Origin of the sequence: Acinetobacter sp. AOR41_HL, from assembly GCF_027854645.1 — a bacterium.
Taxonomy (GTDB): domain Bacteria; phylum Pseudomonadota; class Gammaproteobacteria; order Pseudomonadales; family Moraxellaceae; genus Acinetobacter; species Acinetobacter nosocomialis.
The window spans coordinates 84796-111244 of record NZ_JAKTHZ010000012.1 but is presented as its reverse complement, the minus strand read 5'-3'; the positions used below and the strand labels follow the sequence as shown (position 1 = coordinate 111244).

Annotated in this window: 22 protein-coding genes and 1 pseudogene; 18 read left to right on the top strand and 5 right to left on the bottom strand. The window is 37.3% G+C overall.

Translation table 11 applies throughout. The features are described 5' to 3' along the window. The first annotated feature begins 45 nt into the window (after nucleotides 1–45). Both MKL35_RS03820 and MKL35_RS03815 read left to right on the top strand, forming a co-directional pair. Nucleotides 46–1278, top strand: coding sequence for a hypothetical protein (locus MKL35_RS03820; protein WP_004992792.1), 1233 nt, complete (start codon nucleotides 46–48; stop codon nucleotides 1276–1278). A gap of 388 nt (nucleotides 1279–1666) precedes the next feature. Further along, entirely contained in the window at nucleotides 1667–2611 is a 945-nt protein-coding gene (locus MKL35_RS03815; RefSeq protein ID WP_004992793.1) for a YagK/YfjJ domain-containing protein, read from the top strand. A 63-nt stretch (nucleotides 2612–2674) separates the two neighbouring features. Here the strand turns inward: MKL35_RS03815 and MKL35_RS03810 are convergent. Next, a pseudogene (locus MKL35_RS03810) lies at nucleotides 2675–3043 on the bottom strand (hypothetical protein); the annotation flags it as partial. Between the two features lie 50 nt (nucleotides 3044–3093). Here MKL35_RS03810 and MKL35_RS03805 point away from each other — a divergent pair. The 14 genes from MKL35_RS03805 (at nucleotide 3094) to MKL35_RS03740 (ending at nucleotide 21848) form a co-directional block, all read left to right on the top strand. Beyond that, nucleotides 3094–3426 carry a hypothetical protein gene (locus tag MKL35_RS03805; protein ID WP_209796438.1) on the top strand — a complete coding sequence of 111 codons (333 nt, stop codon included), beginning with the start codon at nucleotides 3094–3096 and terminating at the stop codon, nucleotides 3424–3426. A 3-nt stretch (nucleotides 3427–3429) separates the two neighbouring features. Then, entirely contained in the window at nucleotides 3430–6117 is a 2688-nt protein-coding gene (locus MKL35_RS03800) for a DEAD/DEAH box helicase family protein (RefSeq protein ID WP_032042396.1), read from the top strand. A 24-nt stretch (nucleotides 6118–6141) separates the two neighbouring features. After that, nucleotides 6142–7653: a DUF6035 family protein gene (locus MKL35_RS03795; protein WP_004738127.1), complete on the top strand. Its 1512-nt coding sequence runs from the start codon at nucleotides 6142–6144 to the stop codon at nucleotides 7651–7653. Further along, on the top strand, nucleotides 7650–8654 hold the full coding sequence (locus tag MKL35_RS03790; RefSeq protein ID WP_000877142.1) for a Fic family protein: 1005 nt from the start codon (nucleotides 7650–7652) through the stop codon (nucleotides 8652–8654). The genes MKL35_RS03795 and MKL35_RS03790 overlap by 4 nt, the downstream gene beginning before the upstream one ends. Before the next feature lie 185 nt (nucleotides 8655–8839). After that, complete coding sequence (locus MKL35_RS03785; RefSeq protein WP_000102846.1) at nucleotides 8840–9601, top strand: PP2C family protein-serine/threonine phosphatase; 762 nt, start codon at nucleotides 8840–8842, stop codon at nucleotides 9599–9601. Between the two features lie 21 nt (nucleotides 9602–9622). Then, nucleotides 9623–9835: a DNA translocase FtsK gene (locus tag MKL35_RS03780; RefSeq protein WP_016654393.1), complete on the top strand. Its 213-nt coding sequence runs from the start codon at nucleotides 9623–9625 to the stop codon at nucleotides 9833–9835. A gap of 44 nt (nucleotides 9836–9879) precedes the next feature. After that, entirely contained in the window at nucleotides 9880–11313 is a 1434-nt protein-coding gene (locus tag MKL35_RS03775) for a DUF262 domain-containing protein (protein ID WP_016654392.1), read from the top strand. After that, entirely contained in the window at nucleotides 11303–13321 is a 2019-nt protein-coding gene (locus MKL35_RS03770) for a GmrSD restriction endonuclease domain-containing protein (protein WP_209796434.1), read from the top strand. The genes MKL35_RS03775 and MKL35_RS03770 overlap by 11 nt, the downstream gene beginning before the upstream one ends. Nucleotides 13322–13496: 175 nt before the next feature. Beyond that, the gene (locus MKL35_RS03765; protein WP_017393502.1) at nucleotides 13497–15086 is read left to right on the top strand and encodes a peptide chain release factor 3; all 1590 of its coding nucleotides are present in this window, start codon (nucleotides 13497–13499) and stop codon (nucleotides 15084–15086) included. Between the two features lie 69 nt (nucleotides 15087–15155). Continuing rightward, nucleotides 15156–15998 (top strand): hypothetical protein, encoded by an 843-nt coding sequence (locus tag MKL35_RS03760; protein WP_033846471.1) that lies wholly within the window; start codon nucleotides 15156–15158, stop codon nucleotides 15996–15998. 87 nt (nucleotides 15999–16085) lie between these two features. Further along, a complete protein-coding gene (locus tag MKL35_RS03755) occupies nucleotides 16086–17027 on the top strand; it encodes an RsiV family protein (RefSeq protein WP_106479513.1) in 942 nt (313 codons plus the stop codon). Beyond that, nucleotides 17027–17839: a TatD family hydrolase gene (locus tag MKL35_RS03750; RefSeq protein WP_106479514.1), complete on the top strand. Its 813-nt coding sequence runs from the start codon at nucleotides 17027–17029 to the stop codon at nucleotides 17837–17839. The genes MKL35_RS03755 and MKL35_RS03750 overlap by 1 nt, the downstream gene beginning before the upstream one ends. A 124-nt stretch (nucleotides 17840–17963) precedes the next feature. Continuing rightward, nucleotides 17964–20720: an aconitate hydratase AcnA gene (acnA, locus tag MKL35_RS03745; protein WP_006580418.1), complete on the top strand. Its 2757-nt coding sequence runs from the start codon at nucleotides 17964–17966 to the stop codon at nucleotides 20718–20720. Nucleotides 20721–21086: 366 nt separating this feature from the next. Continuing rightward, a complete protein-coding gene (locus MKL35_RS03740) occupies nucleotides 21087–21848 on the top strand; it encodes a tRNA threonylcarbamoyladenosine dehydratase (RefSeq protein ID WP_000130925.1) in 762 nt (253 codons plus the stop codon). Between the two features lie 63 nt (nucleotides 21849–21911). Here the strand turns inward: MKL35_RS03740 and MKL35_RS03735 are convergent, their stop codons facing one another. After that, complete coding sequence (locus tag MKL35_RS03735) at nucleotides 21912–22034, bottom strand: hypothetical protein (RefSeq protein WP_081400969.1); 123 nt, start codon at nucleotides 22032–22034, stop codon at nucleotides 21912–21914. Nucleotides 22035–22136: 102 nt separating this feature from the next. Between MKL35_RS03735 and MKL35_RS03730 the strand changes: the two genes are divergently transcribed. Next, nucleotides 22137–23030 carry a LysR family transcriptional regulator gene (locus MKL35_RS03730; RefSeq protein WP_106479515.1) on the top strand — a complete coding sequence of 298 codons (894 nt, stop codon included), beginning with the start codon at nucleotides 22137–22139 and terminating at the stop codon, nucleotides 23028–23030. An 11-nt stretch (nucleotides 23031–23041) separates the two neighbouring features. Here the strand turns inward: MKL35_RS03730 and MKL35_RS03725 are convergent, their stop codons facing one another. After that, nucleotides 23042–23551, bottom strand: coding sequence for a hypothetical protein (locus MKL35_RS03725; protein ID WP_002050979.1), 510 nt, complete (start codon nucleotides 23549–23551; stop codon nucleotides 23042–23044). 336 nt (nucleotides 23552–23887) lie between these two features. After that, nucleotides 23888–24904: a tRNA dihydrouridine(20/20a) synthase DusA gene (dusA, locus tag MKL35_RS03720; protein ID WP_016803800.1), complete on the bottom strand. Its 1017-nt coding sequence runs from the start codon at nucleotides 24902–24904 to the stop codon at nucleotides 23888–23890. Nucleotides 24905–25038: 134 nt separating this feature from the next. On the opposite strand from dusA, the gene MKL35_RS03715 reads away from it, so the two are divergent. Then, nucleotides 25039–26187, top strand: a complete 1149-nt coding sequence (locus MKL35_RS03715; protein ID WP_000534868.1) for a tyrosine-type recombinase/integrase — start codon at nucleotides 25039–25041, stop codon at nucleotides 26185–26187. Here MKL35_RS03715 and MKL35_RS03710 read toward each other — a convergent pair. Next, on the bottom strand, nucleotides 26171–26443 hold the full coding sequence (locus tag MKL35_RS03710) for a pyocin activator PrtN family protein (RefSeq protein ID WP_000538009.1): 273 nt from the start codon (nucleotides 26441–26443) through the stop codon (nucleotides 26171–26173). The genes MKL35_RS03715 and MKL35_RS03710 overlap by 17 nt on opposite strands. Nucleotides 26444–26449 lie beyond the last annotated feature (6 nt).

Sequence of the window (26449 nt, the reverse complement as noted above, 5' to 3'; positions counted from 1 at the left end):
TCTACAAATTTGATCTCTAAAAATAGTTGAAATGCAGGTGTGGTAATGTCTTTAGTTTATTTCAGTGACAAAATAATTAAAAATATTTTTCACAACCTTGGCATCGACCTGAATCGCAGCGGTTTTCTGAAACACAGGGATGAGTTGAATCTAGGAGTTTTATTGGAATTGATACTGTTTATAAGATCACTAGATAAGATGAAAGGACATTATTTTTTAATCACATGGAATAAGTTCTATTTTCCGGTTTCTGCTTATAAGTTTTATCCTTTTAAATTTCTTAGTAATGATCTTGGTCTGAAGAATACCCGTAGGATGCATATTGATAATGTGGAATATAAAGTCAATTTATTTGAGTCGACATCACGGGTGGAGCTGTATTACGAGGTTCTCGATTTACATATTAAAAATGAGAAGTTAGTGAGGTTGAATGAACAATTACGTCCCACTCTGAATGAAAGAAGCAAGCCTACACAATTTAACGTTTTGCCTGCGAATTTCTTCCCTGATGTGTTTAGTGATATGAGTGTCGAAAATATTGCTTATATGGATGAATTTCTTGAAAAGTTCAGAAACCATGAGGAATTTATAAAGCGAAAAAATGACGAAAATAAAGCTATCAAAAAATTTCACGAATATTGTCATTATTTTAATGATGTAATGAGTCTAAATGCCAAAAGTTTTATTTTTACCCTTGAATTTCTTATACATGGTCTACAGAAATTATACGATCATACCCTCATCAATCTAAAAAAAGACTTTATGAACGCAATCAGGGGCTACAGGCAACTTGCTCAGATTTCAGGGTATATGGGGTTCTGGGATCTGGCAGAAAACAATAAATTGTGCTTCAGGATGATGTTCATTGTGCCTGATATTGGCATTGAAGCAGAAGAATGGATTGAAGATATCAGTTACTATTGGGAAAACATCTATTTTAATAAAATTAGAGAGGAGGAAATATATCAATTTACAGGCACAGATGCGATAAGATTTGAAGCGGTTGAGCTGCCTGTTGCATGGTCACATAAAAAACTTATCTCCCATTTTTTAGCAGTCGGCAAGAATAATCAGAATATGAAAAGGTTGATTTGTGAACATGCTGTTGCTTACATCGTACTATCTGAATTTTTTTACTGCCCATTCGAGCTTCAGCTATACCTGAAATCCATTAAGATGATTTCTGAGGAACAGTCTGAAGTGGATCAAGTGTTACGTCTTGAGGGGAAAAGAATGTACAGGGTGTTCAGAGGAAGCCTGCCAAAAAATAAAAATTAGTGTAACTTTAGCCTAAGCAAAATCCGATAGATTGGCGATTAGCGTTATGTAGATGAACGAACTTATCGAAACTACAGTGTAGAGTGCTTAACAGGTAATATATATTATTAACTATAAGTAATATATAAATAATATATTAAACATAAACAATATCTTATCTAGTTGATTGAGACACTTAGCACAGTATAGCCCATACTCAAATGGGCTATAGACTATGTATCAATAACACAGTATTAAAATATTCAGAACTAACCCTATAGTATGTTCCAAAGTCTATGAGCATATTCAGCTAAGCAGGATGATCACAACATCCTGCTTTAGAATCAAGATCAGTAAAAAAATATATTCCTCACTTACATATGAACCTTATGTTTCAGTGAGAACCTAAATGTACCAGAATATTCAATATGATCAGCTTTACCATGAAGCAGAAGTATTGGCAGCAGTAGACCATTTCATTCAAGAAGTTTGCTTAGGTAGTTATGATTTATATCATCAAAACCTGATGATAGACCTACAAAAATTAGTTCAGTCATTTAAGCCAATCTATAACGCTAATTTTTTCTATTGCAATACAGTGCAGATATTCATTGAGGTGGTGAACATCGTTGATCACACACTCCGTCTAATGCCGCAGGCAGACCATGATTGTATAGTCTGTTTTGATGATATGACAGTCTGGCATATTCTGACTTATATCCAATCATTATCAGGCTGTGTAAAACAGCAACTGATTGATTTTCAACAACGTGAATTAGAGAATCAGCATAGCCTTTTTGATTATACATCCACACTCATTCATCATTATGCGAGAACACTGGTGGTTCGAGTGGATTTATCTATCAAGAAAGAATATCAAGCCTTATACAACATCCAAGTGTTCAATAAAGCGCTAGAAACATTGCTACGGCGTATAGCCGATCAAGATACTTGTTTTAGTGGGTTATATGGTTATGCATGGGCATTAGAGCATGGGGTTAGTAAGGGCTACCATTGCCATCTTTTGCTTATGTACGATGGAAATATGCATCAATGTGGTTTTGAAATGGGGCAGTGGATAGGTGAGTGCTGGAAGCAGATTACACACGGATATGGTTATATTTTTAACTGTAACCATTCCGACTATATGGCGATCTATGAAGCGATGGGGACTTTAGGGATTGGTATGATTCATCGTAACAATGCCAGTGAAGTCTATAACTTTCTTAATTATATTGTCCCTTATTTGGTGAATGGCGAAAAAGAACAGCAGCATCTCCGAGTGAAAGATTCAGCCTATATGCGTAGCTTTGGCAGAGGAGTGGTTGATTCAAAAAATCGAAGAGGTTTATAAATATTGAATTTTCAATAGAGAACACAACTATCAGCAGTGTTCTCTATAGGGTCGGGTTTGAGATTAAAATGATAAATTTACATTGCCCTGATCTGTAATCATTTCAGCTTCAATGACCTGATCACCACGGCATTTCAGTAAATAGGATACCGTAGAACTATAGTTCATTTGCACAGGAATTTTGCTATAGAAATCTCCTGTATAAAAACCACAGCGACCACGGTTAATATTTAATCCCTCTAAAGTGAAGGGTTGTTCAGAAGTGGACTGAATTTCCAAAATATATTCAATTGCACCAGGCACATTAAACGCTGATTGAGATTCCCGACTGGAAATTTGGGCACGAACAGATATCTCTGGTTGCTCCATCTCCATCGGAATATTATTGCTATATTCAGGATTGTTGGGATCAAGATCAGACTCCATCATGGATTGAGGGTATTGATGGTAATTTCCAATTTTTTAAGCTTTCACAAGAACCTTTGTTTGATGCAAGTGGCCATATACGTGCCGATGTCTCGTTCTCTCAATTAGCTGAATTTGTATGGTTTTCTGAAACAGGAACTGGTTATACGGGAAAAGCTGATTCTCCTTTACTAGGGGTATTTGAAGGTCGTGCCATTTATCTACTTTATAATGGAATTTTAAAAGATATTACAGATGAAGGTGGAAATATCCTTACTAAGCAGGTATTTGATGTTCTTCCAAAATTTGATGGGGCTAAAGTGATTTATGCAGCTGCCAATCGTTTAGGTATTAAAGCTAAACGCAAAAATATTGTATTTAAACAAACACCTTATGCTTTAGAGGTTTAATCCATGACTGCGTATATTGCTAAAGAATATCAAGATCAAGTATTAGAGAGTGTACAAACATATTTTCAAGCATGTCATGAATTTGAGAATGCTTCGACCGCATTTTATGCAACTACTGAAAGATTATGGGGAAAAGGGCAAACTTATAATGCTTTGAATGGTTTTGCCTTAGATATGCCGTATTTTTGCTTACGTGTACCTACAGGTGGAGGGAAGACATGGTTGGCAAGCAAAAGTGTCACATTAGTTAATAAGCATTTTTTAAGAGTTTCTCAAAGTGTCGTTTTATGGTTGGTGCCAAGCAAGACGATACGTGAACAAACTATTACTGCTTTAAAAAATAAACAACATCCATATTCAGCAGCTTTACGTGAAGTAGGTGAAGTTACAGTTATGGATATTGAAGAGGCAAAAAGCATTACTCGTTCAACGCTTTTAACTTCAACAGTTGTTATTGTTGCTACACGCCAAGCCTTTCAAGTAGAAGAAGAAGAAAGTAGAAAGGTTTACCAGAACAATGGTGCGCTAATGCATCATTTTGAGCATCTAACAGCAGAACAAAAGTCAGAGTTGTTAACAGAGGGTGAAGGGAGTGATCTAATAGTTCCAAATTCTTTAGCTAACGTTCTTAGATTACATCGGCCCTTTATTATTGTAGATGAAGCACATAATAGTCGTACTGAACTTGCTTTTGATATGTTAGCTCGTTTTAAGCCAAGTGGTATTATGGAGCTTACAGCAACACCAGATACAGTGAGAACTCCAACCAATGTTTTACATAGCGTCTCTGCTGCTGAATTAAAAGCAGAACAAATGATTAAATTGCCGATTGTTTTAGAAACAGAATCAAATTGGCAACAATGCTTAGCATATGCGATTCATAAAAGAGAGTCTTTAGAACATATAGCGTTAGAAGAACAGAGACAAGGTTTTGAATATCTGAGACCGATAGTACTTATTCAAGCCGAAGCAAAAAGTAAAGTTCGTGAAACATTGGATATTTATGCTGTACTTAATGAACTAGAAAATAATCAGAATATTCCAAGAGAGCAAATCGCTCTTGCCACAGGAGATGAGAAAGAACTTGAAGAAATTACAGCAAAATATCCTAAAGGAATTTTAGATAAGGCTTGTAAAATTAAGTATGTAATTACTCAAAAAGCTTTAGCTGAGGGTTGGGATTGCCCATTTGCTTATATTTTAGTGAGTATGGCTTCTGTGCAATCAAGTACAGCAGTTGAGCAATTATTAGGGCGTATTCTTAGACAGCCAAATGCATCACATAGACAGAGTGAACAGTTAAATCAATCTTATGCTTATGTTGTATCAAAAAGTTTTTCTGATACAGCTGAAACTTTGAGAGATAGCCTAGTTGAAGGGGCTGGTTTTGATACTAAAGAAGCGGCTGAATTTGTTAAAGCAGGTACGGGTGAGCAAGCTCGTTTGGACTTTGGAAATTCTAAAATTATTGTGAAACCAATAACAATTCCGTTACCTGAAAAGCCAGATTTAAAGTCTGTTACACCTACGGTAAAAAAGAAAGTAGAATGGAATAATAAAACCAATGAATTGACGATTATTACCCCGTTGACTAAAGAAGAGACTGTGGAACTAACGAAAACTGTTTCACAACTAGAGTCAGTGCAGCAGATTGAGAAAGGGGCCGAGGTTAGCCGTCAATCTATCGAATATTTTCAGACACCTGCGGAATTGGGTAAAGAGTTTAAAGTCCCACTATTAGCATTATCGGTTCAGGGCGAGCTTCAATTATTTGATGATCCAGAAGTTCTTGAATATCCTTGGAATTTAACAACAGTAGATGCAAAAGTTTTGCATGATGATATTTCAATTTTAAATTCAGCTTATGCTTCAAATGATTTTGGAACTTTAGATATTGATGAGACTAAAGGTAAGGTAAAAGTTACTTTTCTTCCAAAACTTCAGAGAGATTTAGGTTTGGTGTATAAACCTGAAAATTGGGATGAAGTCAAATTAGCAACTTGGTTCTGTAAGAATATCTTAGAAGAATCGTTAACTCATGAGGCTAAACGAAATTTTGTTCTTGCGTGGCTAAATGATTTGTTAAGTAAAGATGATTTTGATTTGGCTCGAACAAATACTCAGAAATATATAATTCGTCAGTTGATTGAAAAAAGAATTAATATTTTACGAAAGGAAGCTGTTAATGATGCTTACCAAAATTTCTTATTTGGCAATGATGAGCTTCATCAAATAACTGTCTCAAACGAACAAGAATATCAGTTTAATTTCCATCCAAATGTTTATGCACCTTCTCGCGATGATAATGGTGAATACGGATATTATGCATTTAACAAACATTACTATGGCCGTATTGGGGCTTTTGATAGTGGTGAAGAGTTTGCTTGTGCATGTTGGTTGGATCAGCAAGCAGTTAAAGGAAATATTGAGTTTTGGGTGAGAAACTTAGTTCGTAAAGAAGGCTGTTCTTTTTACTTGCAAAAGGGAAATGGTCGCTTCTATCCAGATTTTATATGTAAACTACCTAATGGAAAAATTTTAGTGGTTGAATATAAAGGGGCTGATAAGTGGGAAGCTGCTAAGGATGATCGCCAAATTGGGGAGCTATGGGCTAATTTATCAGAAGGACAATGTAAATTTATTATGATTAAAGATAAGCGCTTCGATCTGATTGAGAGCTTGTTAAGCTAATTTAAGTAATAGTTGGGAGAGTACATGAAGTTAATTCATATCATTGATACCGATCAAAATATTTGGATTGATGTTGATGTATTCTTTCAACAATCTGAAATGGAACTTACACAATGGCGTAGTAAAATAAGAGAGCAATATAAAAGGAATAAAACCAAGCCTCATTTTACATGTGCTTGGTGTCAATCACCTGTAACCCTCGCTAGACGTACAGATCACATGCAGATCAACACTTCGGCAACATTCTTTTTCAGACATATTCCTGAGTTGGAAAATAACCCAAACTTCAAGTGTCCTGTAAAGCATATTAAACAGCTATCGGAGCAAGAAAAAACTGCTTTAAAGTATCAGATTGCGAAAGAAACCCAACAACATAAATTGCTAAAAGAGAATATATATAAGAGTCTGCAAGTGGATGAATCTTTTAGTGATATTCATATTGAACAAGTTCGTAAAAGCATTGACCTAAAGCAATGGCGTAGACCAGATGTATCTTCATTATATAAAAAGCAATTAGTTGTTTTTGAAGGACAACTTTCTACAACTTTTTTGAATGTGATTATTGATCGTAAGATTTTTTATCAAGATAACAATGCTTGCTTACTGTGGATTTTTAATCATTTTGAACCAACAGAAAAAGCGAAGAAGCAGTCAATGCAAGATATTTACTACAACAATAATGCAAATGCCTTTGTAGTGAATGATTCTACAGTCGCTCAATCAATTAAAACAAAAGTTTTTACTTTAGAGTGTCATTATTTAAAGCCTGAAATAAAGAATAATCAAATCATTAATCAGTGGAATACTGAGTTCGTCGAATTCCAAAACTTAGTCCAGAACGAAGCTACAAAGCAAATATACTTTTTTGATTATGAAGCTGAATATCAAAAGCTAAAGCAAAAATTAGGCTTACGACATAGTTATTTACAAGAGAGTAAGAATCAAAAAGATAAACTAAAAGTTCAGAAATATATCGAATCACTAGAACGGGTTGATCTTGATACAAAAGTTCCATCAAAAACTAAATCTGAATTATTGGTCGAGTTTACTAAACTATGGATAAAAACTCATTACCTTACCGACAATCAATTCAACTATGAGTGGTTTTCTATTCGTAAAGAGCTTGAGCTAATGGGAATTAGTACTCCTAAATATCTTTTACATGCGCCCTATAAAACAGTGGTTAACTCAATTTTAAGTGCAAAATTTGGCTATGCTGTAGGTAATAATATTAACGATATGATTAGTGTGGCTCATAACTTGATGGAACATCATCCAGCTTACATAAAGCATTTTATGCTTACTTTGAAAGTAACTGAAAAACCTAACTTATTGAATGAGAGAGATAGTTCGGGTAAATGGCAAGAACGCTATAAAAAATATACCCAACAGCCTGAAAGCACTAAGATATACAAGCATGATTTAAATCAATTTATTGAGTTTTTAGTGCCAGAGTTTGAGGGGCGGTTGATTTCTTGGGGGGAAAGTAGTGCATCTTATTCTAATGCACAATTTAGTGGAGTTAGCCAAAAATGAAATACCAACCGCCTTATACCATCACATCTAAAATCATTTACCTGATTGCTCAGATCAGTGAAAATATAGGGCGTTTGACTGTTTTAGAGGAAATTCAGGATAGATTAAAACTGCGAAAAGCCAATCGTATACGTACTATTCAAGGTTCACTTGCAATTGAAGGGAACACTTTAAGTACGAAACAGATCACGGCGATTCTAAATGGTAAGACCGTAATTGCACCTCCAAAAGAAGTTCAGGAAGTGCGTAATGCGATTAAAGCCTATGAAGCCTTTCAGCAGTGGCAACCAAGTCAAGAGTCGGACTTACTACAAGCTCATCAAATTTTAATGACAGGCTTGATTGATGAAGTTGGTCAGTATCGTCATGGTGGTGTCGGTGTAATGTCAGGTGATCGAGTGGTGCATATGGCTCCGCCTGCAAATCAAATTAATCGACTGATGGTTGACTTACTTGATTGGTTAAATGATAGCGAAGTGCATCCTCTTATCCAAAGTTCAGTATTTCACTATGAGTTTGAATTCATTCATCCATTTGCGGATGGCAATGGGCGCATGGGAAGGCTATGGCAAACTTTAATATTAAGCAGATGGAATCCAATCTTTGCTAATATTCCTGTTGAGAGTTTGATCTATCAAAATCAAAAAGCCTATTATGAAGCATTACAAGCAAGTACGGATCGAACAGATTCAGCACCTTTTATAGAATTTATTTTGCAGATGATTTTAGATGCAATTCTTAGTTCAACTGATACCGCTCAAGATAGCGGTCATGTTACCGCTCAAGCTTACGTACAAGTGAGCGATCAAGTTCAGCGTTTAATTTCAGCAATGAAGCTAGAAGACTACACTTTGGCTGAGTTGATGCAATTGGTTGGTTTAAACCATCGGGCAACATTCCAAAAGAATTATTTGAATCCAGCAATAGAAGCAGATTTGATTGAGCGTACTATTCCAGATAAGCCGAAAAGCCCTAAGCAAAGGTATCGTCTTAAATCATGATTTAGCTTGAAAAAATATTTAGTTACATTTTTACTTAAACAGTTAAACATGAATGAGAATTAAAAAGCGTAAAGTAAGTTTTAAATTAAATAATTGATTATTAATCAGTAACTTATACAAAATTTTTCTTGATTGTGTTATCGGGTTTTGGTAAAAAAAGTACTATTAAGTTTGAGATCAATGTGATGAGTACTTTTGAAATGCAAGGTCTGACATGGAAGGCGAGGTCAAAGTATCAACAAGATGCCATTTTGATTGAAAATAAAGTTATTCAACATGATGGACTCATCACTAAACTATATAGCCATTCTGAAAAAGAACAGTGGTGTGTTGCTGTAGCGGATGGGATTAGCAATAGTCCAGTAGCTGAGCAAGCAGCCTATACAGTTTTAAATGCTTTAATGCAAAATAAAAAGATAGAAACTTGTCAAGCATTTACCATTCAGCAGTATCTTGTCGATCAATTAGCACTTCAGAAAAATAGTTTTGGAGCCAGTTCAACACTTGCACTCATTCAAAATAATGGCGAACAAGGTTTTGTGACAATTCAACATATTGGGGATAGTCGAGTATATTTGTTTAGCCAGCATGATCAAAAGTGGCACTGCCTGACGAGAGATCATAATTATCTTGAACAGTTAAGAGGAAATGGCGAGATAAAAGAAGGGGAAAACTATGCCAGTATTTATGGTGCATTATTACAATACTTTTGTGCTGATCCTTTGCATGAAGTGATGGATTTTACAACAACAGAAGAATATTTGACTGAGAATGATGCCTTATTGGTTTGTACAGATGGTGTGCATGATGTGATGGAGTGTGGGGAATGGCTTCCTTTAAAAGCAGATATGGAGCTTCGAACATGGTTACTCAATATAAAAGCGTCATTAGATTCAAAACAGGCGTATGACAATGTCAGCATGGTCTTAGTACGAGCAAAAATTTAATTCATTGAGAATGGGGAAATTATGCAATCAGATGATATTTTTGAACGTGCCAAATTATTCACAGAGGAAGTGGGTGTCGTTTCTGTATCGAGTTTACAACACCATTTTTTAATTGGGTATTCTCAGGCTGAACAACTACTTAATCAGTTAATTGAAGAAAGTATTTGTGAAGCTACAAAAACTTTTGTTCTAGATTATGGGTATGGCTATAAATTGCATCAAGGTATGAAATAACAATTTTAACAGTTAAAAAAATTTTATTTTTAGGATAATTTTTTATGACTCAGCATCAAGTTGATCAATTTAAGACAGGGATTTGGTCAGTAAAAAAATTGCTATTAAGTTTAGATCAACTGAGTATTCCTGATTACCAACGTCCGTACAAGTGGACTGAAAAAAATTTAAATGCTCTCGTCAATGATATACAAGAACATAAAGATAAATCTGCATATCGATTGGGTACTATCGTATTACACCACGATAAAAATAATACGAGCCTTAAAAATATAAATATTGTGGATGGACAACAACGAACTTTAACTTTAATGCTGCTTGTTTGGGCGATTATTCAGAAGCCAGAATTAGATTTAGAACGAGAGGATCTGAAAACAGCTTTGAATGAAATATCGAATCAAATTAATGTCTTTATGGGTGTGCAAGAATTTAATAGTGATATTAGCCATTACAATATTTATCAGAACTTTAATGCCGCTAAACGGATCGTTTCAGTAAACTTTTCGGAACAAGATATTGATTTTTTATTAAATAATTGTCAGGTTGCGGTTTTTATTTTAGATGATGTTTCAGAGGCATTTCAGTTTTTTGATTCACAAAATGCACGTGGTCGTGATTTAGAACCGCATGATCTTTTAAAAGCTTATCATCTACGAGAATTTTCTGCACAGGAGCAATATTTAAAAGCCCAAACTGTTGCTCATTGGGAAAGTTTAGACTCGGCTCATTTGGCAAAGTTATTTTCGAACTATCTATTCCGTATCCGTCTTTGGTCAAGAGGAAAGTCCGCAAGATTTTTCAATAAAGATCATGTGCATCTTTTTAAAGGTATTCATCTTGGGCAATCAGACCATCATCCATATTTAGAACCATTACGCATAGCGCATTATTTTATTGATGACTATAACGCACAGTATCAACGGCAAATAGATCGACAAGAAATGAATTTTCCGTTTCAGCTTGATCAAATGATCATAAACGGTCGTCGATTTTTTGAAATGGTTGAGCACTATGAAAAACAGATCAGTAAAGTGGTGGATCATCAAGATCAGTCTGAGAAGATTTCTATATTTGGTGCGACACTACAGGATCGAGCGAATAGAATTATCAAAATATTGAATTCATATGATGCAAGAAATAGGGATGGGGATCGTTATGTGCGAACCTTGTTTGATTCTGCATTGATTTTTTATATCGATAAATTTGCTACTGATCGGTTATCAGAAGCGATTGAAAAGATTTTTATTTGGGCATATCGCTGTCGTATTAGTCAATATTCGGTGCAATTGGCAACGATAGATAATTATGTCCTAGAAAAGAACATATTCAGTTTACTGAAATATGCTCAATCACCCAGTGAGTTAATGGGATGGTCGCTTCCGATAGTCGATAAACAAGAAGGCACTAAAGTTGAGCCTTTGATCACTTTATTTAAAGAACTAAATTATCTCAAACAGGAAGATCAGAATGACAAATGAGTCAATCCAAGCGCTTAAGGTTCAGGCCCTGTTCGAGAGTAAACAGACTTATATTATCCCGATGTATCAGCGTAATTATGCTTGGGGTGAGAAAGAAATTGATCAGTTAATTTTAGATATTCAAGATTATCAAAAGCAACCTGAACAGTTAAATCAAGGGCAGACTCAAGGAAGTAAAAAATATTATATTGGAACATTGGTTGTTTTTGAGCGTAGCGATGGCACTTATGAAATTATCGATGGTCAGCAACGATTTACCACTTTAACCTTGTTAGCGATTTGCCTGAAACGATTATCCAAAGAAGAAAAAGTTGTTCTTGATATGTCTTGGTTTAATCAATTCAATCTTGATTTTGAAAGTCGTCCAAAGTCTTCTTTAACGTTTCAGGCTTTACTTAGAGGCGATCATCTACAACATTTAAAATCATCCGAATATAACGCCGATTTAGTTCAGGGGTTTGTGTTGCTACAACGAGCAATCGAAAAAATCATCAATCAAGGCGGTTTGAGTGTTTTTTGCAAATATTTATTTGAAAATGTAGTCATCACACAAGTTTTAGTTCCGAAAGATACTGATCTCAATCATTATTTTGAGGTTATGAATAACCGTGGTGAACAATTAGAAAAGCATGAAATTTTAAAAGCGAGATTGATGAGCGTATTGAATCAAATCAAAGATGAAGCAGATAAAACATCAAGCATGACACTATTTACGAGTATTTGGAACGCGACTGCCAATATGGAGCGTTACGTTCAATATGGTTTTTCTACAATATATCGTGATGTGATTTTTGGAAAGGATTGGGGTGATTTTGTTCCTGAAAATGCTTCTAGCTTGCTCGAAATTTTTAGCAGAAATGTAGAATCAAAAGAACAAACAAGTTCGAAAAGCAATTTTAAATCTATTTCTGAAATGTTAAAACGAGTGCCTGAGCGTATTAAAAATAAAGATACAAAAGAAGAAAAGCCTGAACGATTCAACAGTATTATCAATTTTCCGAATTTCTTGTTACAGGTTTTACAAATTTGGCTAAGTCAAACGAACCGTAATGAAAAAGTGGCATTGGATGATAAGCAACTGATTGATCAATTTGAAAAATATATTCTGTTAAAAGGACAGGGAAACCAAGAGCATGAAAGGGTTATTGAGAATGTAAAAGGTTTTATGTTTACCCTGCTGAAGTGCAAATTTATATTTGATCAATACATAGTTAAGCGGGATTATTCTACGGATCATTATGATTGGAGTATAAAGCGGCTTAAACGATATAAAGATAGTAGTTCGTATGTGAATACATTGGATGGAGATAGTTCTGAAATTACCCAAAAAATTCTATTATTGATGACAGCATTTCATGTTTCCACGCCTACCTTGTCTTATAAGTATTGGTTAAATGGTGTGCTGTATTGGCTTTATCAAAATACAGATAAATCTGAGTCTGACTATTTTAATGCATTACAACATTTAGCGAGAAAGTTTATTTTTCAGCGGTATCTAAATGAAAAACAGATTGATTATTTTGATTTGATTTATGGCAATCAGACAATTGATGATTTTAAAATTGATCAATCCAAACTAAGCTTTGGCAATATTGAAAATAATTTTGTCTTTAACTATTTGGATTTCTTGATTTATTGTGATGCAGAAAATAGCAATGATAAGGTAATCAAAAACTTTAAATTTACGCAACGGAGTTCGGTTGAGCATTTTTATGCACAACAGATAGAGGGAGAGCTTGATAAATTAGATCATGAAAATTTACATCGCTTTGGGAACTTGTGTCTCATTAGTTCAAGTAAAAATTCAAGCATAGGGAATCGCTTGCCAAGTGCTAAACGTGATTATTTTATGCCTGAGATAAGGAAGGGTAAAATTGATACCCTTAAATTGTATTTGATGATTCAAACGCTTGAAGAAGAAAAAGTTTGGAAAAAAGAACAAATCCTAGATCACGAGAAAAAGATGCTTGATTTGTTTGAGTTAGATTACCAAGACTTTGTGAAATGAGTGTTGGTGAATCTATTCAATAATTTGAATTGTGGATAAATCAAGACATATCCGCAATCAGTAAAATCCTATTCAAATCTGCTACAATTACGCCAATTTTGAATCCCCACTTTTTCAGTTTTAGTACATATTTAGAAATGTGTACATAACTGTGTACATATTGTAGATTTTTCTCATGTTTAAAGATCAATTAGCTAGAGAGGTAAAGGCTCGTAGAACCTTTGCTATTATTTCCCACCCCGATGCCGGTAAAACCACCATGACAGAAAAACTGTTGTTATGGGGTAAAGCGATTCAGGTTGCAGGGATGGTAAAAAGCCGTAAATCTGACCGTGCAGCTACATCTGACTGGATGGAAATGGAAAAAGAACGTGGTATCTCGATCACCACGTCTGTTATGCAGTTCCCATATAAAGGTCACACCATTAACTTACTCGATACACCGGGGCACGAAGACTTCTCGGAAGATACTTATCGTACGCTTACCGCGGTTGACTCTGCACTGATGGTGATTGACGGTGCAAAAGGTGTCGAAGAACGTACCATCAAATTGATGGAAGTGTGTCGTATGCGTGACACACCAATTATTTCTTTCGTCAACAAAATGGACCGCGAAATTCGTGAACCACTTGAGTTGTTAGACGAAATCGAAAACGTTTTAAATATTCGCTGTGTACCAATTACATGGCCACTTGGTATGGGTCGTGACTTTGCTGGTGTATACAATATTCTTGAAGATAAATTGTATGTTTACAAAGCAGGTTTTGGTTCAACCATTACCGATATTGAAGTACGCGATGGCTATGATCACGCCGATATTCGTGAAAAAGTAGGTGAGTTGGCTTGGGCTTCTTTTGAAGAGTCGCTTGAGTTGGTACAAATGGCAAACGAACCATTAGACCGTGAACTTTTCTTACAAGGTAAACAAACACCTGTTCTATTTGGTACAGCATTAGGTAACTTTGGTGTTGACCATGTTCTCGATGCATTTATGAACTGGGCGCCTGAACCTAAAGCACATCCAACGCAAGAGCGTATGGTTGAAGCTAAAGAAGAAGGTTTCTCTGGCTTTGTATTTAAAATTCAAGCCAACATGGACCCTAAACACCGTGACCGTATTGCCTTTATGCGTATTTGTTCAGGTAAGTACGAAAAAGGCCTGAAAATGAACCACGTGCGTATTGGTAAAGAAGTCCGCATTAGTGATGCCTTAACTTTCTTGGCTGGTGAACGTGAACACTTAGAAGAAGCATGGCCGGGCGATATTATTGGTTTACACAACCACGGTACCATCCAGATTGGTGATACTTTCACTAGCGGTGAAAACTTACACTTCACTGGTATTCCACACTTTGCGCCAGAAATGTTCCGTCGTGTACGTTTGAAAGATCCATTAAAGTCAAAACAATTGCAAAAAGGCTTGAAAGAGTTGTCTGAAGAAGGGGCAACTCAGGTGTTTATGCCACAAATTAGCAATGATTTGATCGTGGGCGCGGTTGGTGTGCTTCAGTTTGACGTTGTTGCTTACCGCTTGAAAGAAGAATATAAAGTTGACTGTGTTTACGAGCCAGTAAGTGTAAATACTGTGCGTTGGATTCATTGTGATGATGACAAGATTCTTAATGAGTTCAAGAAAAAAGCACATGATCAACTTTCAATTGATGGCGGCGGTCACTTAACGTATCTTGCTCCTAGCCGAGTAAACTTGCAGATTATGCAAGAGCGTTGGCCTGATATTGAGTTCCGTAGTACACGTGAACACTAAGCATATAAATGTGACAAACAGCTTCGAACAGAAGCTGTTTTGTTTTGAAAAATAAGAAAGGATGATGAAATGAATTTGAGTAAGAAGGCAATTATTGCGCTTGTAGTTGCAGCCGTAACACTAATCTCTGCTATTTCTGCATTTGTCTGGAAAAGCACTCAGTCCTCATCATCTTCTCAAAAAAATCCAATTTCTGCTCAAGAGCATCCTACTGAAAAGGCAGAGGTTTTACCTTACTTAAACTTGACTGAAACCAAGGCAAATTATGCAGTGCCTTTTTGTGAAAAGAAAAACTGTATTGATGTCGATATTCAAACCATAAAAACCCAAGATGCATGGTTAAATAGCTGGATCGAAAAAAATCAGGCGAAAGTCATTCAGACTCAAATTAATTTGAAAAAAGATTTGAACCTGCAACAAGCAGTTGATGCTTACGTTAAAAAGTCAGATGAGTGGCAAGATAAATATTCTAAAAACCGTGCCTATGAATTACACATTCATACACGCATTGCCTCGCAGCGTAATCAATATGTATTACTACAACTGGCTTTGGATAGTAAACAAGAAGAGATCACCATAAAAGATCGTTATTATTTTTTCGTGGCTGATCGTAAATTGCATAAAAGCTTAACTTTGCTTGATGTACTTCAAAAAGACCAGCAAACCACTGTGCATCAAATCGTGCAAACTGCGTATCAGGATTGGCTGAAAAAACAAAATGCTGACGTTAAAAAAGACGCACCAAAAACTTTGTATTGGGGACAGGCCGACTGGTTCTTTGATGGTGAGGGTGTAGGTCTGCATTATCAGGCAAATCAGATTACCAAAGATGCGCCTCAGCTCGATATTTATTTAACGACAGAACAAACCAAAAAAATATTACAACCTGAGGTTTATGAACAAATGTTTTAAGTTGGTAGCAGAATTTGCAACCTACTTATAGATGCGCTAACTTCATATGAGTTATGCATAATCTTCTCAGAATAAAGGCAAAATATGATGTTAACTTCTAAGGCCTCGCTACGTTTGACGCTACTTGCTTCTGCACTATTTTTAGTGGCATGTCAGCCTAAAAGTGAACCTAAAGAGTCGAAAGATCAGCAAAAGCCAGCAGTGGTTGAGCAAAAGCCTGTGGAACTGACTTTAAAAGGGGAAACAGTTCAAAGTAAGGTGGTTTTGCCAGACTGTAGTGGTAAAACTTGCCCTGAATTTACTGTAGAGCGCTTGCAAAGTAACTATCCATTTATTGATAAGATTATTGATCAACAAGTTTTAAAAGCACTCGGACAGATTCTTGAAATTGCAGAACCAGATGCAAAAACAGCAAAAGCTGATAAAAAGACAGAAGCTTCGGGAGTTGCTGCTGCTGACCAACAAGATAGTTTCGATGCTCAGGTTCAGCGCTATGCAAACTCATTTATTGGTTTAGACAAGGAACTAAAAGAGTTAAGTAGTAATCATCAGATTAATCTTTTAGTGAAGCCTAAAATCATACAGTCGCAAGGTAAGGTCGTAACTGTTGTAGTTAACAGTAGTAGCTATTTGGGTGGGGCGCATGGTTCGGCTGCCCAGCACTATTACAATTTTGATTTAAAAGAGGAAAAGCAAGTCAAACTTGAAAACTTGCTGCGTCCAGAGAAAAAAGCCGCTTTAGAAAAGTTAGCACATGAGGCGTTTAAAGCTTGGGTGACTGACTCAAAACTTGCCAATAGTGTGAGTGAATATGAACAAGCTTGGCCATTTAAACTCACTGAAAACTTCTTGCTCGGTGATCAGGGCTTGATTCTTCAATATGGCGAATATGAAATTGGTCCTTATGTTGTGGGGTTGCCTCGTTTAGTTATTCCATACGACCAATTACAAGATGTATTGAAAGAAGAATATTTACCACAGCCTAAAGCTAAACCAGCTTCGACACCTGCCGAAAAAAGTGCTAGCTAATGCATTTGTTTGATACCCATACCCATTTCGATGTTGCCGATTTTGATGAAGATCGGCAGCAGTTAGCACTTGAGGCTAAAAAAGTGGGTGTGGATGCTTTGGTGTTAATTGGCTTTTTACAGTCACGTTTTGATGAGTTGGTACGCACTCATCATCAGCTCAAGCAGTGGGAGAATGTGCCCACTTCTTATTTAGCGCCGGGGTTGCATCCGTTTTATATTGAGCAACACAGGCCAGAGCATCTTTCTCATCTTGAACAAATTTTGCAGCAAGAAGACTGCGTGGCAGTGGGTGAAATTGGCCTCGACACTTTTTTGAAAGAGCATAAGCAGCCCGATATATATGCCAAACAAAAACAGTATTTTGCCGATCAGTTAGATCTGGCAATTCAATACCAAAAGCCAGTGTTACTTCATATTCGAAAAGCACACGGGGACGTATTAGCAATATTAAAAGCACATAAGTTTAAACTCGGCGGAATTGCTCATGCCTTTAGTGGTGGAGTGGAAGAGGCAAAAGGTCTAATTAAGTTTGGTTTTAAAATTGGTGTGACGGGACAAGTGACTAACCCAAATGCGAAAAAGCTTCATACTGTGGTACAGGCTATAGGTGCAGAGCATTTAGTGATTGAAACAGACTGTCCTGATATGACCCCGCTTTGCTGTCAAATTTCAACTGAGCAGCGTACTCGCAATACGCCTGTGAACTTACCTTATGTACTCAAAAGTTTGGCCGAAAATTTAAATATGGCTGAGGCAGATTTAGCTGATTTGCTGTGGAAAAACTCACTATCAGCATTGAAATTATCGTAATAAAAATCAAAGATTAGAAATAGTAACTAAAACAAAACACAGCGATGAAAAAAGAAGCTTAAAGTAAGAAAACAACATGTAAAAACGTGAAAAATAACATTGCCAGACATGGGAGGATAACCCAATGGCTAAGTATAGCAATATCAATAGTTTTAATGCTCTACAGACGCTAACAGTAGGTTCCAGCAATTATCAGATTTTTAGCTTAACCCAAGCCGAGAAAAAGCTAGGTGACATTGCCAAACTGCCGAAATCATTAAAAGTACTGTTGGAAAACTTATTACGGTTTGAAGATCAGCACAGTGTTAAAACAGAACACATTCATGCTTTAGCTGAGTGGCTAAAAACCCGTACTTCCGATCAGGAAATTCAATATCGACCTGCACGGGTTTTAATGCAAGATTTTACCGGTGTTCCGGCAGTTGTTGACTTGGCTGCAATGCGTGCTGCAATGGCACAAGCGGGCGGCGACCCTGAAAAAATTAATCCTTTATCACCTGTAGACTTAGTCATTGACCACTCCGTGATGGTGGACTATTTTGCCGATGATCAGGCTTTTGAAGAAAACGTTCAAATTGAAATGCAGCGTAATGGCGAGCGATATCAATTTTTGCGTTGGGGACAATCTGCATTTAATAACTTTAGTGTTGTGCCACCGGGTACTGGTATTTGCCATCAGGTCAATTTAGAGTATTTGGCTCAAGCGGTGTGGTTAGGTGAAGACAATGGTCAAACCTTTGCTTTCCCTGACACGTTAGTAGGTACAGACTCACATACCACTATGATTAATGGTTTAGGGGTTTTAGGTTGGGGTGTTGGTGGTATTGAAGCAGAAGCTGCCATGTTGGGTCAGCCTATCTCTATGCTTATTCCTGAAGTGATCGGTTTTAAACTGACCGGAAAATTACAAGAGGGAATTACGGCAACCGACTTGGTACTCACCATTACTCAAATGCTTCGCCAAAAAGGTGTGGTAGGTAAATTTGTAGAATTCTATGGCGATGGCTTAGCCGACTTACCACTTGCTGACCGGGCGACCATTGCCAACATGGCACCTGAATATGGCGCAACTTGTGGCTTCTTCCCAATTGATGAAGTGACTTTGGGTTATTTGAAATTAACTGGCCGTCAAAGTGACCGTATTGCACTGGTTGAAGCATATAGCAAGGCACAAGGCTTATGGCGTAATCCGGGTGATGAACCTGTTTTCACAGATACCTTAAGTTTAGATATGAGTACGGTTCAGGCAAGTTTGGCAGGTCCAAAACGCCCTCAAGACCGTGTGCTTTTATCAGAAGTACCAAAAACGTTTAATGCGCTCATGGAGCTAACACTTAAGCCAGCCAAAGAAGCCAAAGAGCGTTTGGAAAATGAAGGCGGTGGTGGTACGGCTGTAGAAGCGACCAAAGCCAATATTCAGCATGAAAGCCCGTCTTGTGTGATTGAAGGGCAGGAATATCCGTTAAATCATGGTGATGTCGTCATTTCAGCGATTACTTCATGTACCAATACCTCTAACCCAAGTGTAATGCTGGCGGCAGGTTTACTTGCTAAAAAAGCCATTGAAAAAGGCTTGCAGCGTAAACCGTGGGTAAAAAGTTCACTTGCACCTGGTTCTAAAGTCGTAACCGACTATTTATTGGCTGCTGGACTTACCCCGTATTTAGATGAGTTAGGCTATAACTTGGTAGGTTATGGTTGTACAACGTGTATTGGTAACTCGGGTCCTTTACCTGAACCAATTGAAGATGCAATTCAGTGTCATGATCTAAACGTGGCATCTGTACTTTCGGGTAACCGTAACTTTGAAGGGCGTGTGCATCCATTGGTTAAAACCAACTGGCTTGCTTCACCACCACTTGTAGTTGCTTATGGTTTAGTTGGGAATATCCGTACCGACTTAACGACTCAACCAATTGGGCAAGGTAAAGATGGGCAACCTGTTTACTTAAAAGATATCTGGCCAAGTCAGGCAGAAATTGATGCCGTCTTACAAAAAGTAAATACCGACATGTTCCACAAAGAATATGCTGCGGTGTTTGATGGTGATGAAAGCTGGCAAGCGATTCAGATTCCAAAAAGTAAAACTTACGAATGGGCTGATGATTCGACTTATATTCGCCATCCGCCGTTCTTTGAGGGTATTGGTGAGCCACCAAAACCAATCAAAAATATTGAACAGGCACGTATTTTGGCAGTGCTAGGTGACTCGGTAACCACCGACCATATTTCACCAGCGGGTAATATCAAAAAAGACAGTCCGGCAGGTCGATATTTACAAGAACAAGGTGTTGAGCCAAAAGACTTCAACTCTTATGGTTCTCGACGTGGTAACCACGAAGTCATGATGCGAGGTACCTTTGCCAATATTCGTATTAAAAACGAAATGTTGGGCGGTGAAGAAGGCGGTAATACCATTCATGTACCAAGTGGCGAGAAACTTGCCATTTATGATGCGGCGATGCGTTACCAACAAGAGCATACACCGCTTGTGATTATTGCTGGTAAAGAATACGGAACAGGTTCTTCACGTGACTGGGCTGCCAAAGGAACGAACTTGTTAGGTGTTAAAGCTGTCATTGCCGAAAGTTTTGAACGTATTCACCGTTCAAACTTGGTGGGTATGGGCGTGTTGCCATTACAGTTTGTTGATGGTCAAACCAGACAGTCGCTTAACTTAACCGGTCATGAAGTCATTTCGATTCGTGGTTTATCGGATGGCATTCAGCCTCATGAAATTCTAGAAGTTGATGTGAAAGGGCCAAATGGGGTAGCCAGCCACTTTAATGTGTTATGTCGAATTGATACGTTAAATGAGGTTGAGTACTTTAAGGCAGGTGGTATTTTGCATTATGTACTACGGAATTTGATTGCTGGTTAATGTTGTCTTGAGATTAATACCAATCAATATTTTTATTGGTTGGTATTAATTGAGCTTTTACATTAGAACTTTTCATTTTATTTGCTTGAGCTAATCATCATTCACAACCTGCCCATTATAAAAAGATAATAGTTTCTGCGATTCTTCTGATACTCGTGAACAGATGACAGGTTTTGTGAATGAGAAAGTTTTTGCTTACTTTTTTAAAAAAGTAAGAAGATTTAGCTGTTAGTACTTGAATTATAATGATAAGACTTGTCGTGAATTTAAATATCACCATCTCAAGTTTTCTTTGATCTGAAATACACTTTCTTCTGAAAAGCAGTAAAATACTCTCCGTGTTTTATATCCCCTCAAAGAGTAGCAATGACCGATCTTCAACAAGATGAATATGACCGCCGTTTTGCAGGTGTAGCCAAAATTTATGGTGATTCATCGTTCCAGCACTATGAAAAAAGTCATGTGATGGTGATTGGTATTGGTGGTGTTGGCAGTTGGGCGGTAGAAGCTTTAGCACGCACGGGAATTGGTGAGATCACACTAGTCGATATGGACGTGGTTGCAGCATCAAATGTGAACCGTCAGCTACCTGCGATGACATCAACTCTGGGCTGTGAAAAAGTTGAGATTATGGCGGAGCGTTGTCGCCAAATTAACCCACGTATTAAAGTTAATATTATTGATGACTTCTTAACACCAGAAAATGTTGCAGAGCTTTTAAACCCTGTACCGGATATTGTTTTGGACTGCATCGATGACGTTAAAGCAAAACTGGCTTTAATGCTCCATTGTCGTTTTAATAAAATTCCTTTGATTGTGTCGGGTGGGGCAGGTGGTAAGCTCGATCCACTTAAAATCCGTGTGGCTGATTTATCAAAAACAGAGCAAGACCCAATGTTAGCGAAGTTACGTAGTCAGCTTCGTGCTCGCGGCATATGTAAAAAGCCAAAAGAGAAATTTGGCATTACCTGTATTTATTCTATCGACAATCCGTTTTCTAGTGCGGATGTCTGCCCATCGGCAGGGTTGCGCTGTGGTGGTTATGGTTCAGCGGTGGTGGTCACTTCAAGCTTTGCCATGATTGCCGTGGCGGAAGTTTTGAAAAAGCTCGATTTAAAGAAAGCCTAATTTAAATATTGAAAAGGTATGCGCTTAGGTGAGGGCATGCCTTTTATTTTTGAGAGAAACTATTTAATCGTACAGCTCTATGTGGTCTTGCTGGAGCTGTGTGGGTAGTTGCTGATCATAAAATTTAAAGCACCATAAAATTAAAATAACGATGGTGCATATTGCGAAACCTTTTAAATACTTCATAAAGAATTCAATCAAGTGAATGGTCTTAATAAAATTCTAGCGAAGGGAATCTATCTAATCTAATATAGAAAATAGACCAAATGATCTAATTTTGAGATGGTAATGCTCACATTAAAACAATTCCAATATTTCATAAAAATTGTTGAAGAAGGGAGTTTTACCGCTGCTTCCGAAAAACTATTTATTGCTCAGTCTGCTTTAAGTCGACAAATGAAACTATTAGAAGAACAGATAGGTTTTCAGTTGTTTGATCGCACGGATAAAAGGGCAAAACTCACGGCAGCGGGAGAAGTGTTTTATAAGAAAATAAAAGATAATTTGCTCTACTTAAATGAAATCATTGATCTTGCCAAGAGTGTTTCGGAAGGGAAAAACCGCCAGATTAAAATTGCTCATTCAAGTAGCATTGTTATGGATCATAAAAAGGTACAAATATTAAAAGAAGTTAGCTTAACGCAGCAGCTGAGTTTTGAGATCAATACCTTGTCATCCGAGCAGCAAATCTTAGCTTTAATGAACGGTGAAATTGATATTGGTTTTATTAGACCTCCCGTTCGGCACACTCTAGATGAGATGAGCATTCTTAAGTTATATGAAGAACCTTTAATGGTGGCTGTGCATACCGAGCATGCCAAATTTGCTAAAGCAGAAAAGGTTTATTTAAAAGACTTGAAAGATGAGTGTTTTGTAACTACACCTCATGCCGAAAGAGGGGGCTTAAGTTATTTGGTCGCAAATCTATGTTTAGCTGCAGGATTTACTCCACAAAAAGCCCCCATTCTGTCACGTAAGGTTTCGCAGTTACAATTGGTCGCTGCAAATTTGGGAATCAGTATAGTTCCTGAAGAGTTCAAACAAATTTTACCTAATAAGGTAAAGCTATTACCTTTGTCAGATGATTTGTCATTCTCAGAAGTTTTCTTGGTCTATAGAAAAGATCAGGATGAAATGATTCAGCATTGTGCTGAGCAAATTCATCAAATGTTTCGATCTTAAAAAGCAGTAAATTAACCTAATCTGTAGTAAGTATAGGTGACGTTGTCATCTTTATAGACGTCGTAACTGCTTTGTTTGAAGTCCGAAACCCATTCACTTCCTGTGTAACCAGCGATGTGACCATAAACGTGGTTGCGGGTTCTGTGAATGATGTAAATGTCGCCTTCTTGAGGCTCATCAAAAGCTGGGTTAATTTCTTTATAGCCAATCTTTTTCAGGGTATCGCCCCAATCAGATGCTGCAATTGGGTGGTTTTCAACATCGGCGCCAGCAGATTCAAGTGCAAGACGAATGCTACGTGCACAACGAGCTTTGCTGCGTCTAGAAGTAACACTTTCTAATTTTGCTACGAATTTTTCTACATCAATGGCTGGAGGGGTATTACTTTCAGTGCGGTGATTGTTGGGTTTCATGGTGAAGGGATAAGGAAGGCTTGGTGTGCTGTGTGATACAACAATCGCTGCCTGATTTGAATCCTGATACATATAGTTATCAGCTACTTGTCCGTCATAAATAATCATCGTGAAATCTCTACCCGTACTACCTATATCCGTATTTAGAAAATCACCACCTACCTGTGGCGTTCAGAGATACTAATTGCCCAAACTTAAAAGTTTTGTTTATGTTATGTAATAACGTATCTTTTTTCCAGTTTTTATTTCTGACTGCGAAAAAATAGCCTAGTTAAAATAGTAGCTAAAACTAGTAAAATTTAAGTAACTGATATTATTGAGTATAAATAAATAATCAGAGCTTAAATTTGAATATTTCGAGCCGACATTTGCGAATATACTCAAAATCTAAGTCTCTGATTTAAAATGCCACATTTTCTTACAATTTAAGAAGGCTGAGTGGGCTTAAGCCTGATGCTCTTTCACATATTCTTCAGTACGAATAATCGCAGCTTGCATGTTTCGAATAGCATTCTCGACATCAGCTAAAGTTTTTGCATTTCCACCGCTTAATGCTTGACGCCATTTACGGGCACCCGGTAGATTTTGAAATAAACCTAAAATATGACGCGTAATGATAGAGAGTGGAGCTCCTTCCGCCATACGTTGTTCAATATAAGGCAACATCTGCTCCATGATATCGAAACGGTCTGGTGCTTCTAAATTCCAAAGTTGGCCAAGCTCAGCAAGTAGATAAGGGTTGTGATAGGCTTCACGACCAATCATCACGCCATCAACGTGCTGTAAATGAGCTTGAGTTTCGGCAAAAGTTTTAATTCCGCCGTTAATTTCAATCGTTAAGTGCGGGCGTTCTTGCTTTAAACGGTAAACATCTTCATAGCGTAGCGGTGGTACTTCTCGGTTTTCCTTCGGAGATAAACCTTTTAATATCGCAATACGGGCATGTACGACAAAGTGTGTGCAGCCCGTTGCCGCAACGGTATCTACGAAGTGCAGCATTTCTTCGTAAGACTGCATGTCATCAATACCAATACGGTGCTTAACCGTTACTGGAATATTCACCGCTTTTTGCATGCTATGAATACATTCAGCAACTAAGTCTGGCTCTGCCATTAAACATGCGCCGATTTTATTGTTCTGTACACGGTCACTTGGGCAGCCTACATTCAGGTTGACTTCGTCATAGCCCCAGTCTTCAGCCATTTTTGTACAAGTGGCAAGCTCTTGAGGATTTGAACCACCAAGTTGCAGTACGATTGGGTGTTCTTGAGCGTTATAGTCCAAGTGGCGTTTTGCATCGCCAAATAAAATCGCGCCTGTTGTCACCATTTCGGTATACAGCACAACGTTTGGGTTAAACAACCGTGCAAAGAATCGGTAATCCTTTGTAGTCCAGTCCATCATTGGGGCTACACTGATTCTTGGAGATTTAATAGTTTCAATGGTTTTATTAATAGTCATTAAAAATCATACCTTTAATCAGTGTTTTGCAATCTGTTTGAATCTGTGGGAACTCATGTTTAGCTGCGTAAATCGGTTTGCATTTACACCAAAATTTACACCATAATAAAAAAAATGGTTCGTGGTGTAAAATTATGGGGTCAATTACTGCCAGAAAAGGTGCAGATGGAAACGTTAGTTACCGCGCTGCTATCCGGATCAATAAAAAAGGCTATCCAGCTTATTCTGAAAGCAAAACATTTCATTCAAAAAAAGTGGCAGAAAACTGGCTTAAAAAAAGAGAAGTCGAGATTCAAGAAAATCCAGATATTTTACTTGGCAAAGAACAACTGATTGACCTAACTTTGTCAGATGCCATAGATAAATACTTGGATGAAGTTGGGAGCGAATACGGAAGGACGAAACGCTATGCTCTACTCTTAATTAAGAAGTTGCCAATCGCGCGCAATATTATCACAAAAATACATTCAACACATTTGGCTGAGCATGTTGCTCTAAGACGGAAAGGTGTGCCGAATCTTGGCTTGGAACCTATTGCAACAAGTACACAGCAGCATGAGCTATTACATATTAGAGGCGTGCTATCTCATGCATCTGTTATGTGGGGTGTAGAGATTGATTTAAGTAACTTTGACAAAGCTACAGCACAGCTTAGAAAAACTCGCCAAATCTCTTCTAGTAAAGTTAGAGATAGGCTTCCCACAAATGAAGATTTAGTTACTTTAACGAAATTTTTTGCTGAACGTTGGAAATTAAATAAATATGGCACTAAGTATCCAATGCATTTAATTATTTGGTTTGCAATTTTTTCATGCAGACGTGAAGCAGAGTTAACACGCTTATGGCTGCAAGATTATGATTCTTACCATTCTGCATGGAAAGTTTATGATTTGAAAAACCCAAATGGTTCAAAAGGCAATCATAAGTCTTTTGAAGTGTTGGAACCATGTAAAAGAATAATTGAACTTTTGTTAGATAATGAAGTTCGAAGCCGTATGCTTCAATTGGGGTATGATAAGCAGCTTTTATTGCCATTGAATCCGAAAACCATAGGAAAAGAGTTTCGTGATGCTTGTAGAATGTTGGGAATTGAGGATTTGCACTTTCATGATTTAAGACATGAAGGTTGTACGAGACTTGCAGAACAAAGTTTTACAATACCTGAAATTCAGAAAGTAAGTTTGCATGATTCTTGGGGTAGCTTACAGCGTTATGTTTCTGTGAAGTCAAGGCGAAATGTAATTCAATTGGAAGAGGTGCTACGCCTCATTGATGAAACGTAGCAAAGTCTTTAGCAGCTTCAGAATACTTTTTGTCTAAAATACCAGCCAAGTCTTGAACGTGTACCAGAAATGGTGCACGTTTGCTTGGATCTATTTTAAAGACCGAGAAAGGAAATTCTTGATTATTTGCCTTTCTCAGCGCTTCCGCCTTACTTAAATGAGGGTAATATTCTTGTACTACCGTCATAAGTTCAACAGTCATAGTGCGATATTTCATGAACAGGTAATCAGCGGTTTTTAACTGAAATACTCCCATTGTGAA